Raw genomic sequence first — 11,297 nt, forward strand, 5'->3', positions numbered from 1 at the left:
GAATAAATACAAACAAAAAATTGCCTATATCATTTTACGGATACAGACAATTTTATTAAGTGAAAAACTTAAAGCCGCTTTTTAAGGGGTGACTATTTAATATTAACAGTAAAAGCAAAGCGATGAGTAAAGAAGTAAACAGGGTGAGTATCATATTAGCTCACCCTAATATAAATGAATCAAGGGCAAACAGAGAATTAATATCCTCTGTCAAAGAAATGGGAAACGTATCGGTATACAACCTGTATGAGGACTTTCAACAATTCTTCGACCCGATCATCTGGAAGCAAATCATGCTGGAGTCATCCGCTTTAGTATTTCAGTTTCCTATCTACTGGATGGGAGCTCCCTATATGCTAAAGAAATGGCAGGAAGAAGTATTCGCCGAGCTATCCCAAACCCCTATGGTGATAGGCAAACCCTTGCAGATAGTTACTACTGTTGGTAGTTCCGAAAAAACATACCGCAGCGGTGGAAAATACAGGTTTACAATGGATGAAATCCTCAGACCGTATCAGGTAAGTGCTATTTATGCTGGAATGAAATGGCAAACACCTATCATTATCTATGATATGGGAGCTGAAGAAATAGGCCGCAACCTCAGCGAAGGGGCTATATTATTCAAAGAGAAAATCGAATCATTTACGAATGCATCACAGTTGAACGTTCTTTCCAACTGGTAATGACTTCCTTATTTACTCATTAGATAATAAGCCACCTTTCACCGAAAAGTTACAGCTTTATTCTTCTGCTTCGCCGAGTTCTTCTTGTTTATACCAGTTTATTTTTCTGGAGAAATACATGATGATTCCTAATATAATGAACAGGCCGACACTTCCGATAAGCAGAGCGATATCTTCCAGTTGTAAAACAACATACAAGAATACATATAATAGGATAAGGACAAAGGCAAGTGTAGCTGATTGAGCTTTATTTTTAAAGATACTATGCGCATATGTAGTTATCAGCCCGATTGTAGCAACACTTGCTATCACATAAGCCAGTCCGAAGTTTAGCTGTTCCGAAATAGACAGCAACAACGTGTAGAATAATATCAAAGCTACACCCACTAAAAAGTATTGTATAGGGTGTATTCTTTTTCTGGTAAGGATTTCAACAAAGAAAAATACAACAAATGTAAGTGCTATAAACATCAAGGCATACTTGGCCGAGCGCATATTTTGCTGGTAATGGTCTACTGTGTTGACCAAGTTCACACCAAAGGTAGAATCATAAAAGCCTGCAATATTATTATCTGTCCATGAATCCGGAATACTACGATTGTACCGGAGCACATTCCATGTTGCATCAAATCCTTCCGTATCTGTAGTTTCCGGACTAAAATTACCAATATATCCCGGTGCATCCCAAGCTCCTGACACATGTACATTGGTTGTTTTTCCTAAAGGAATAAAGTTTATGCTTCCGCTGCCATTCAGGTTTAGCTTGCAATGAAAAGCGATTGTTTCTTTGCCAGATTCAAACAAGGAATCGGCCAAATCTACCAGAAGTTCTTTCCCCAGATATTCTTCATTATTTCCGCGAGCTTCAGCCTCGTACTGATTATTGTCGAAAGTGAAGTTGATATTATTGGTTATCCCGCGTAAGTCTGAAACACCCAAACGTACATAGGCCTTATCCCAATGGATTATGCTGTTTTCAATCTGGCGAAAATTCTTTGTGTCAAATTCGCCAGACAGCTCTATATCACTTTTATATAAAATTGTTTTATAAATACCATAATGCCTTTCCTCCGGGTATAGCTTCGTTTCTATATTCAGTATTTCAGGTGTAACATTAAGTGTATGATGCTGGTATTCCGTTTTATTATCCGACGTTTTATAAGAGGTCGTATAAGGGATGGATAAAACCGGCGCACAGATTGTTTGAGCATGACTCCATTTCGCATTGATCCGCTCAATGGTTTCTACGCTACGATGTTGACGTTCCCAAATCAGGTTCTGAACCATCAGGCTGGGAATCAGCAACACTAAACTCAGGATTGCAATTATAACAGCTTTCAGTGTAATTGACTGGGAGAATTTCTCCACTTTTTTCATTTTTGTTTCCATAAATCAGTAGTATTAATCAATATATAAAAGTACTTTGTTTTTCAAAGTTATTAAGCGAAAAAAAAATCATTTCAGCAAAGCTTCCAAAGCATCCAGATGCTCTTGGAATCGGTTCCTCCCTTCTTCAGTAACAGCATATTGGGTATTAGGCTTACGTCCTACAAATTGTTTATGTGATTGGATATAGCCAATACTTTCCAAGGCTTTCAAGTGGCTTGCCAAATTACCATCTGTCAATTCCATCAATTGCTTCATGGTATTGAAGTCAGCCGAATCGTTGACAGAGAGGATCGACATAATTCCTAATCTGATACGACTGTCAAAAGCTTTATTTAATTTGGCTATAATGTTAGTCATGTTTCTTCAGATCATATTTCCTATACATCACAAAACCATATATAATATGGCATAACCCGAACCCAATCGTCCAAAACAACAGTCCGTTACGTTCAAAAACAGCAGCTGCAATACCTAATACAATCTCGGTTAAGCCTAAATAATGCACTTCTTCAAATGTAAATTTAGAAGCATTAATCAAAGCAATCCCATAAAAGATAAGCGTACCTGCAATCACCATCCGGATATCACCCTTCATCAACAAAATCAGACAGAAAACCCCTCCGGCTATCAAAGGAATACCTAAATTATATATCGTGCGGTAAGATATCTTGCTAAACAAACTTTGATTGTTCTTTCTCGCCTTATGCCAGGAGAAGTAAAGCCCAAAGCTTATCGAAAAGAATAAAACAACCAGCGCATCCGCCAATAAGATCATCAGCTCCTGCATACGGTTATAATCAGTCATGGAAGGATCGCGCAGCAAATAAAAATAGGCAAAGGCCGCTCCTGCTATAGCTGTTATTCCTGCCAAAATCCCCGACAGCCCGCTCAGGGAAATAAACTTGGATGACTTCTCCATCATCTCCCGTATGGCTTTTATATCTTCTAATTGCTTATTCATATCAACATAATAAAAGTACTTTGAATTGCAAAGTTAGTATTGATTTTCATCTTTCCAAATAATCACTATTATTTTATTGCAAAAAAAATGGTTATAATCCGCAAAGAGCAGATTATAACCATTCGAGATTTTTTTAAAGGTTGTCTATAAACAAATAAACTTATGCCATTATAAGAAAAGTTTATAGTTTATTAGCTGATCCAAGCACTTCTTCAATTTTATGCTTGTATAGTTTCTTAGCATTATCACGAGCCGGGCCTAAGTATTTACGTGGGTCGAACTCTCCTGGTTTAGTAGCAAATACTTCACGGATAGCAGCAGTCATTGCCAAACGGCTATCAGAGTCGATATTTATCTTACATACGGCAGATCCGGCAGCTCTACGCAATTGTGATTCAGGAATACCGATAGCATCTTTCAATGCACCACCATATTTATTAATGGTTTCCACCTCTTCTTGCGGAACAGAAGAAGCTCCGTGCAATACGATAGGGAATCCAGGTATTCTTTTTTCTATTTCTTCCAGAATATCGAAGCGCAATGGAGGAGGCACTAAATGACCTTCTGCATCACGTGTACACTGTTCCGGAGTAAATTTGTTAGCTCCATGAGATGTACCAATAGAAATAGCCAATGAATCGCAACCTGTCTTTGTTACAAAATCCACTACATCGTCTGGTTCTGTATAAGTATGATGATCTGAGCTAACTTCGTCTTCTACACCGGCCAACACACCTAGTTCACCTTCTACAGTTACATCATACTGATGAGCATATTCAACTACTTTCTTTGTCAATGCAACATTTTCATCATAAGACAGATGAGAGCCATCAATCATTACAGAAGAGAAGCCTGAATCGATACAGCTCTTACACAATTCAAAAGAATCACCATGATCCAAGTGAAGAACGATTTGTGGTTCGGGGCATCCTAATTCTTTGGCATAAGCTACAGCGCCTTCTGCTAAATAACGGAGAAGTGTTTGATTGGCATATTTACGGGCACCGCTTGACACCTGAAGGATTACCGGAGATTTTGTTTCTACAGCAGCCTGAACGATAGCCTGCATTTGTTCAAGATTATTGAAATTGAACGCAGGGATGGCATATCCACCTTTCATTGCCTTTGCAAACATATCTTTCGTGTTCACCAGGCCTAATTCTTTGTAACTTACCATTGTTTAGTTGATGTTATTACGTTAATAATTAAAATCTGCACAAAGATAGCAACAAACCAAAAACAAATATGCTTTTAAGCATATAAATTTAAGCTAAAAGTAGTTGTGAATAAAAAAATAATTTCAATTCCTTTGTTTGTTCAACTCTATTCCATACCTTTGCAAGCCAATTAAATTTACCGGTTACCAGACATATATTGATAGACAAGAGTGACAGCAGGCTATTGATAGCGGGATTGAAATTAATAATAATAAATAAATAGCAATGAAAAAAGGTATTCATTCTGATAACTATCGTCCGGTTGTGTTCAAAGACATGTCCAACGAAGACGTATTTATCACACGTTCAACTATCAACTCAAAAGAAACAATCGAACTTGATGGTGTAACTTATCCATTAGTAAAGGTGGAAATCTCAAACACATCTCACCCGTTCTACACAGGTAAATCTAAACTGGTAGATACAGCCGGACGTGTTGATAAGTTCATGAGCCGTTACGGAAACCGTAATAAGAAATAAATTTTATTTATTTCAATTGATAATGAGACATAAAAGCCTCGGATATAAAATCCGGGGCTTTTTTATTTAAAGGAGATATTATACCTTTGCATATGTAACCAAATTGATAATGAAGACTAAACGACATTTTCAATTTTCAAATAAAAAAGAATGCCATGGCAAAAACTAAAGACAAATTATTACAAATCCTGGATCAATTTCAATTACAAGACAAAGTTGTATCTGTAGAACCGTTTGGAAACGGACACATCAACGACACATTAAAAGTTACAACCGACAAAGGGGAAGCCAAATACATCCTGCAACGGATCAATCATCATATTTTCACAAATGTTGATATGCTGCAGAACAACATCCATGTTGTTACTTCACATATCCGTAAGAAGCTGGAAGAGCAAGGCGAAAAAGATATCGACCGGAAGGTGTTAACGTTTCTACCGACAAAAGAGGGTAAGAATTATTATTTCGACGGAGACAGCTATTGGCGGGTATGCCTTTTCATTCCCCGCAGCAAAAGCTATGAAGAAGTAAATACTGAATTATCGTATGAGGCCGGAAAAGCATTCGGAAACTTCCAGTCTATGCTAGCTGATATTCCGGAAGGAAAACTGGGGGAAACTATTCCTAACTTTCACAATATGGAGTTCAGGCTGCAACAGTTCCACGAGGCAGTTGAAGCAAATGCAGCAGGACGCTTAGAGGAAGTAAAAGAACTTGTAGACGAAATAGAGAAAAGAGCTGATGCCTTCTGCATACAAGAACAACTATACCGTGATGGCAAACTAAAGAAACGGATCAATCACTGCGATACAAAAGTAAACAACGTGATGTTTGACGAAGACGGAAAAGTACTTTGTGTAATCGACCTGGACACGGTAATGCCGGGCTTTGTTCTGTCCGACATCGGCGACTTTATCCGTACGGGAGCCAATACCGGAGCCGAAGACGATGAAAACCTCGACAAGGTAGGCGTAAACATGGAGATATTCAAAGCGTATACGCGAGGCTATATGGAAACGGCTCAATCGTTCCTGACTCCACAAGAAATAAGTATGCTTCCATATGGCGGGCGCTTGTTGACATACATGCAAACCGTACGTTTCCTTACGGATTACATCAATGGTGACACCTATTACAAAATACACCATCCAATGCATAACCTGCAACGTACCAAGGCACAGTTCAAACTCCTCCGGAGCCTCGAAGAACATGCCGAAGAAATGGATAATTTCATGAAATCATACATAAAGTAAAAGACATCCTTCACCCTTCAGCCTCCTTTTAGTATTTCTTTTTAGAAAACCAGTTTATTATAAGCGGCTGAAGGGTGAAGTACATTTCTTTTTCAAATAGATAGTTAGCCAGTAAAATCAGCTCACGAGCGAATTTTATTTACACACGAGTAAAATAATACTCATCACTAACACAATGGTTTAAGCCTTCGCCGGAACCTTTTATCCCCTCTGCTGTTATATATTAAAGTAGCTTTATTAACATTAATTCGTAGAAAGATGGATAAAAGAGTTTCACATTGGGCGTTCATCGCCATAATTGCATATATTTTCACGGCTTGTTCCAGTGAGAATGGCGGGATCGACAAAGAAGATCCGTCCGAAAATACAAGTATCACTCCTAATGAGTTAGTTTTAAAATCTTTTAAAAACCAGTATACAAATGCTCAACATATCACATGGGATACAACAGGTGGTTATTATGTTGCAGACTTTGAGATAGAAAACCAGCCTATCGTTGCATGGTTCAGCGAACAAGGAAAATGTTTTTTGGAGCAAACAAACATCCCTCATAATCAAATAGGGACAAGCGTTTCCAACTCCTTAGCAAACTCCGCATTTTCGGATTGGGAGATCAATAAAACCTATACATTAGAGAAGCTGGGCTTTAGTTCGGTTTATATGATAGAAATGGCAAACAGCAGCGAACAGTCTATGCTGTATTTTACCAAACATGGAGACTTCATAAAGCGAATAGAGAACTCACAAGGTCATATTGAAACTCCAACCATTATACCGGATGCTATCAGCACAATCATTAATCAGCTATTTGACAATCCCGAGCTGGTAGACATTACAGAAGTAAATAGTGTTATTGATGAAATATCGGTTGGAGTACTTGACAACACCCTATATAAAGTAGCAGCTTTAGACAGTAATTACGAATGGATATCAACCTTCTGGCATCTGGCAAAAGAAGCAGTACCTTCAATTGTATGGGAAGGATTCGTTAACTCAGATTACTACATATACAACCTACAGGAAATAAAAGCGATGGAAGACAGCCAAAAGATAAATTATATATTCTATGTTGAAGACAGTGAAGAAAAGATGCACATTCTCAGCTTTGATTCATCCGGTGTCCTTCACTCAGTTCTGTCGTAAAAGCCAGTACAAAATCATCAAATACGCGGTAATTCAAGTGATAAGCAGCAGCCTGTTGGGTTCGGGTTTCCGTACCTGTCAGGCTGCCTGACGTATTATACGGAAAGGGCAACAAATGAAGATGCCTGATAAAATCCACCTCCTGTTGTCGCATTACTTTAAACAAGGTTTCCTTGGCACACCAGCAAATAAGCAAATGCTCTATTTCCTGCTTCGCATCAATAAAATCAGACTCCTCTTCACTCAAAAAACGGCTCCGTACATTTAATATACGTTTCCCGCGATATTCAATATCTATTCCAACAGGCAGACGGGGGGAAAGAAGAACCGCCACATAGTCTTTGGTATGAGAAATACTGATATTCAAATCTTTAGCAGAAAGACAAGGAGCCCCATCATCATAATAGGCGATAAGACTTTCCTCTCCTAATAATTCCTTAAGCAAGACACGGACAGCCAGCCATTCTCTCTTCCGATGTTCAAACTGAACACGTTCCAGAAACGGAAGATAATCAGAGGTATTTTCCAGCATGGAAAGCAAATGATCCGAGCTTTCTTCTACTTTCCAGATTCCCATAAGAGGGGCTGTTTCTTTTAGGTAAAGAGGCATTACTTCTTCCAGCTAAATGATTGGATTAACACTGCAATATCTTCTTTCAGGTATTGTACGGCCGGTGCAATAGAATCAGCATTTGTAACACTGTTAAACAAAAGAGAACCTCTAAAAAAGTTTTTGGTGCTATCTGTCAAGGTAAACTGGATAGGAGAAACCGATGCTCCGTCCAGTTGGTACAAACAAGCATACACCTGTTTATCCAGATCTTCATACGCCTGCTCAATAATACTCATGGCATCTTTAGATTGCCGGGACACCAGCAGCCGGGATTCCTCTATTACCTTTCCGAGTCCGGCAGGAGTAATCGACAAATACGTACAATAGATCTTGGCTCCCAGCGCAGGATACGATACATTTATCCATCCGGCTGTATCGTCTACAGGTGGAAGTTCAATCTCTGCCAATGATGAAACATGAAACGAATAAGGAAGATCCTCCAACGGAAGTTGCACATAAACAGCCTGCGGAGGTTCAATACGGAAATAGCCTCTCGGCTTAGGAGCATACTCCGAACAGGCAGATACGATCAGCAAAAGCAGTAGAATCCATAATGTAAGGAACAGCTTTTTATTCATTTCCTTCCGATTCCTTTATGTAAGAAAACTTTACTTTCTGAATACGGCGATTATCCATTTCAAGTATCTGAAAACGAAAACCATTGTATTCTATAATCTCCCTCCGCCTGGGAAAATCTCCTTTTATTTCCAATAACAAGCCGGCAAGGGTATCTACTTCATCCGTCAAGTCACCAAATTCAGACGAGTCTACATCTATCACTCTAAAGAAGTCATTCAACAATATCTTCGCTTCAAATATCAGGCTACCGTCGGCCAAGCGGATAAACTGCTGTTCGTCCTCATCATATTCGTCTGATATTTCTCCTACTATTTCTTCCAGGATATCTTCCATCGTAACAATACCCGATGTTCCACCAAACTCATCTACTACAATCGCCATGTGTATTTTATTCGTACGGAAATCTTCTAGCAAATCGTCAATCTTCTTTGTTTCCGGCACAAAGTATGCAGGGCGAATCAAACTTTGCCAGCGAAACGAATCCGCTTTGCCTATGTATGGTAATAAGTCTTTTATATATAATATCCCTTTTATATTGTCTTCCGTTTCGGCATATACCGGAATACGGGAATAGCCGGACTCAATGATAAAGTCAAGTACATCTTTAAAGGAACTTCGTATCTCAACATCTTCCACGTCCAGGCGCGGCGTCATAATTTCACTGGCTGTTTTATTATAGAACTTGATGATCTCTTCCAGCATCTCTTTTTCCTCCGGCATCTCCGTAGAAGTAAGTTCCAGGGCTTTCGATAACTCATCAACCGACAGATCATACTTTTTCTTTGTCAATGCCTTATTTATTATAGAGGTAGAATTAACCAGCACCTTAGAGAGCGGACGGCAAAGCCTTTCTACACTATTCAACAAAGGAGCCACCTTACGTGTAAAACTCAAGGCGTTTTTCTGAGCATATATCTTAGGCATAATCTCACCAAAGAGCAACAGCAGAAAGGTCAATACAATTGTCTCCAGAACAAAGCCCAGCAAAGGAGAGGAAGTAAAATCAATTATCCCGTTAATAGCATACGTACAAAGCATTACTATCGCCACATTCACAAAGTTGTTCGAGATAAGAATGGCTGCCAGCAAGTACTCAGAACGATCATGCAAGCGTAGTATAATTCCATCGGAAGCATATTTCTTTTCTCTTACATCGTTTATATCTACCGGATGAAGGGAGAAAAAAGCTACTTCCGAAGCCGAAACAAAACCTGAGATTACCAATAAAAGGGCTGCAATACAAAAGGCTACAAGAGTCTCTATTGTAAGCGCATGGATGGTTACTTGATCAAATAAACCGGATAAAAAATAGTCTGAGTCCAAAGGTGAACCGTATTAGTTAAACAATATTTAGAACGGAAGGTCGTCTGCGTCATTCGTCTCAACAGGATCGATAGGCGAGGTAGGCTGACTTGGTTGGTTCCATTCAGTCGATTGAGCAGTTTGAGTCGGCTGAGCCGATTGAGTAGTTGTAGTAGCTTGTCCGTCATCACGTCTTGCTCCCCAGTTAAAGAACTCAACCCGGTCGGCATATATTTCGGTAACATAACGTTTCACCCCGTTCTGATCATCATAATTGCGGGTGCGAATCTTACCTTCTACATAAACACCAGAGCCTTTCTTTACCCATTTTTCCACAAAGGAAACCTGCTCACGGCGCACTACGATATTATGCCATTCGGTACGTTCGGGAACCACCGTACCATTCGCCAGCGTATATCCCCTCTCGGATGTTGCCAAAGGAAAGTTAGCCACTGCCATTCCACTATCAAAATAGCGTACTTCCGGGTCTCTTCCCACATTCCCTATCAATATTACCTTATTTAATGACATAATAACAATTTCTTTATTTGACTTACAAAGAAAAACAAATTCAATTACTTTGCAAAAAAGTAATTGAATATATTTGCCTCCTGATTATAAACTAACCAATAATATCATGCAAGTAAAGAACAAAGTATCCATCTGGCTAGGTCATTTCAATAATGAAGAAGAATTCAACCGTTTTATGACCGTAAACTACAACAATGAAGGGGAAGCATATTCTTCATTCACAGAGACTATGGAAATAGAATACACTGACGACGACAAACAGGAAATCATATTTAATTCCCAACTAACGAAAGATACACTCCGGCAAGCTTCTTATGCCGACTACTTCCTGGATGGGATTGATTTCCCCGACCTTTCCCTGCATCATTACAACTGTGTTGTTTTAGTTTATGATTACGAATATAACGGAAAGATAAAAAGCAGCGACAATTTCGTTTTCATCGGTGCATTCCAATATACGAAAGAAGAGGGAGAATCTATCAACTTCAGCAAAGCAAGCGTATCACCACATATTGACGGAGATTTGGAACGAATAAAGAAATACGACGCGCTTGTTGAGGAAAATAAAAAAGCAAAAAGGCAATTCCTCCTGTATTCATTGATAGCTCTCAGCATCACAGGCGGACTTATTCGTACCGGGCATCCCTGGTGGAGTATTATCCCCGGTATTGTTTTCTTATTTTATCTCTTTTCTTATCTCATGATGCGGGCAGCCACACCACAAAGTATCTATAAGAACGGTCTGTTAATACCTTCTGTAGTAACATCTGTCAATCCTATCCAGATTGTTGCGGTAGCCGATATGAGAGCAAAAGATGAGGCAGAAATGATTTACGGAGCAAAACGTTTCACATATAACGACTGGCCGGAAAAAGTGAATATAGGCGACAAAATTCCTTGCGCCGCCATGTTTGCCTCCGGGCTAAGCGATCACCATAACAATATGGAAGCCCACCCAATCATCTTTGCAACCGATAATAAAGAGGAAATAGAAAAATGTATTGCCGCTATTGAATATAATGAGTGGAATACCTGTGAAAAACTGGCTCAACTATCATTAGAAAGCTCATTCCTGGAAAACAAAAAGAATTGCGGCGTAATCTACTACAACGAAAACTTCACAGAAAACGAAGAATTAAACTAGGC

The 11,297-nt window shown here is 39.1% G+C and carries 13 protein-coding genes; 5 read left to right on the plus strand and 8 right to left on the minus strand.

What is annotated here, in order from left to right; genetic code table 11:
* The first annotated feature begins 122 nt into the window (after positions 1–122).
* Positions 123–683 (plus strand): NAD(P)H-dependent oxidoreductase, encoded by a 561-nt coding sequence (locus tag M2470_RS16175; RefSeq protein WP_280746045.1) that lies wholly within the window; start codon positions 123–125, stop codon positions 681–683.
* A gap of 57 nt (positions 684–740) precedes the next feature.
* On the opposite strand, the gene creD is transcribed toward M2470_RS16175, so the two are convergent.
* The 4 genes from creD to M2470_RS16195 form a co-directional block, all read right to left on the minus strand.
* Entirely contained in the window at positions 741–2,072 is a 1,332-nt protein-coding gene (creD, locus tag M2470_RS16180) for a cell envelope integrity protein CreD (protein WP_280746046.1), read from the minus strand.
* Between the two features lie 66 nt (positions 2,073–2,138).
* Positions 2,139–2,429, minus strand: coding sequence for a transcriptional regulator (locus tag M2470_RS16185; RefSeq protein WP_280746047.1), 291 nt, complete (start codon positions 2,427–2,429; stop codon positions 2,139–2,141).
* Positions 2,422–3,033, minus strand: coding sequence for a hypothetical protein (locus tag M2470_RS16190; protein WP_280746048.1), 612 nt, complete (start codon positions 3,031–3,033; stop codon positions 2,422–2,424). The genes M2470_RS16185 and M2470_RS16190 overlap by 8 nt, the downstream gene beginning before the upstream one ends.
* 181 nt (positions 3,034–3,214) lie before the next feature.
* The gene (locus M2470_RS16195; protein WP_280746049.1) at positions 3,215–4,210 is read right to left on the minus strand and encodes a class II fructose-bisphosphate aldolase; all 996 of its coding nucleotides are present in this window, start codon (positions 4,208–4,210) and stop codon (positions 3,215–3,217) included.
* Between the two features lie 265 nt (positions 4,211–4,475).
* Between M2470_RS16195 and M2470_RS16200 the strand changes: the two genes are divergently transcribed.
* From M2470_RS16200 to M2470_RS16210, 3 genes are all read left to right on the plus strand, one after another.
* Positions 4,476–4,730: a type B 50S ribosomal protein L31 gene (locus M2470_RS16200; RefSeq protein ID WP_280746050.1), complete on the plus strand. Its 255-nt coding sequence runs from the start codon at positions 4,476–4,478 to the stop codon at positions 4,728–4,730.
* 155 nt (positions 4,731–4,885) lie between these two features.
* Positions 4,886–5,983, plus strand: a complete 1,098-nt coding sequence (locus tag M2470_RS16205; protein WP_280746051.1) for an aminoglycoside phosphotransferase family protein — start codon at positions 4,886–4,888, stop codon at positions 5,981–5,983.
* 258 nt (positions 5,984–6,241) lie between these two features.
* Positions 6,242–7,126 carry a PepSY-like domain-containing protein gene (locus M2470_RS16210; RefSeq protein WP_280746052.1) on the plus strand — a complete coding sequence of 295 codons (885 nt, stop codon included), beginning with the start codon at positions 6,242–6,244 and terminating at the stop codon, positions 7,124–7,126.
* On the opposite strand, the gene M2470_RS16215 is transcribed toward M2470_RS16210, so the two are convergent.
* The 4 genes from M2470_RS16215 to ssb are packed head-to-tail and all read right to left on the minus strand — an operon-like array spanning position 7,083 to position 10,151.
* Positions 7,083–7,703, minus strand: coding sequence for a 4'-phosphopantetheinyl transferase family protein (locus M2470_RS16215; RefSeq protein WP_280746053.1), 621 nt, complete (start codon positions 7,701–7,703; stop codon positions 7,083–7,085). The two genes, M2470_RS16210 and M2470_RS16215, sit on opposite strands and share 44 nt — an antisense overlap.
* Before the next feature lie 32 nt (positions 7,704–7,735).
* A complete protein-coding gene (locus M2470_RS16220; protein ID WP_280746054.1) occupies positions 7,736–8,317 on the minus strand; it encodes a gliding motility protein GldD in 582 nt (193 codons plus the stop codon).
* Entirely contained in the window at positions 8,310–9,641 is a 1,332-nt protein-coding gene (gene gldE, locus M2470_RS16225; protein WP_280746055.1) for a gliding motility-associated protein GldE, read from the minus strand. Before gldE ends, M2470_RS16220 begins: the two co-directional genes overlap by 8 nt.
* Positions 9,642–9,668: 27 nt before the next feature.
* The gene (ssb, locus tag M2470_RS16230) at positions 9,669–10,151 is read right to left on the minus strand and encodes a single-stranded DNA-binding protein (RefSeq protein ID WP_280746056.1); all 483 of its coding nucleotides are present in this window, start codon (positions 10,149–10,151) and stop codon (positions 9,669–9,671) included.
* A gap of 106 nt (positions 10,152–10,257) precedes the next feature.
* Between ssb and M2470_RS16235 the strand changes: the two genes are divergently transcribed.
* Positions 10,258–11,295, plus strand: coding sequence for an immunity 22 family protein (locus M2470_RS16235; protein WP_280746057.1), 1,038 nt, complete (start codon positions 10,258–10,260; stop codon positions 11,293–11,295).
* The last annotated feature ends 2 nt before the right edge of the window (positions 11,296–11,297 follow it).

This window comes from Parabacteroides sp. PH5-46, assembly GCF_029892785.1.
Taxonomy (GTDB): Bacteria; Bacteroidota; Bacteroidia; order Bacteroidales; family Tannerellaceae; genus DFXE01.

Excerpts from the sequence above, each read along its gene's own strand:
- M2470_RS16175 (WP_280746045.1), top strand. The coding sequence starts at position 123 with ATGAGTAAAGAAGTAAACAGGGTGAGTATCATATTAGCTCACCCTAAT.
- creD (WP_280746046.1), bottom strand. The coding sequence starts at position 2,072 with ATGGAAACAAAAATGAAAAAAGTGGAGAAATTCTCCCAGTCAATTACA.
- M2470_RS16185 (WP_280746047.1), bottom strand. The coding sequence starts at position 2,429 with ATGACTAACATTATAGCCAAATTAAATAAAGCTTTTGACAGTCGTATC.
- M2470_RS16190 (WP_280746048.1), bottom strand. The coding sequence starts at position 3,033 with ATGAATAAGCAATTAGAAGATATAAAAGCCATACGGGAGATGATGGAG.
- M2470_RS16195 (WP_280746049.1), bottom strand. The coding sequence starts at position 4,210 with ATGGTAAGTTACAAAGAATTAGGCCTGGTGAACACGAAAGATATGTTT.
- M2470_RS16200 (WP_280746050.1), top strand. The coding sequence starts at position 4,476 with ATGAAAAAAGGTATTCATTCTGATAACTATCGTCCGGTTGTGTTCAAA.
- M2470_RS16205 (WP_280746051.1), top strand. The coding sequence starts at position 4,886 with ATGGCAAAAACTAAAGACAAATTATTACAAATCCTGGATCAATTTCAA.
- M2470_RS16210 (WP_280746052.1), top strand. The coding sequence starts at position 6,242 with ATGGATAAAAGAGTTTCACATTGGGCGTTCATCGCCATAATTGCATAT.
- M2470_RS16215 (WP_280746053.1), bottom strand. The coding sequence starts at position 7,703 with ATGGGAATCTGGAAAGTAGAAGAAAGCTCGGATCATTTGCTTTCCATG.
- M2470_RS16220 (WP_280746054.1), bottom strand. The coding sequence starts at position 8,317 with ATGAATAAAAAGCTGTTCCTTACATTATGGATTCTACTGCTTTTGCTG.
- ssb (WP_280746056.1), bottom strand. The coding sequence starts at position 10,151 with ATGTCATTAAATAAGGTAATATTGATAGGGAATGTGGGAAGAGACCCG.
- M2470_RS16235 (WP_280746057.1), top strand. The coding sequence starts at position 10,258 with ATGCAAGTAAAGAACAAAGTATCCATCTGGCTAGGTCATTTCAATAAT.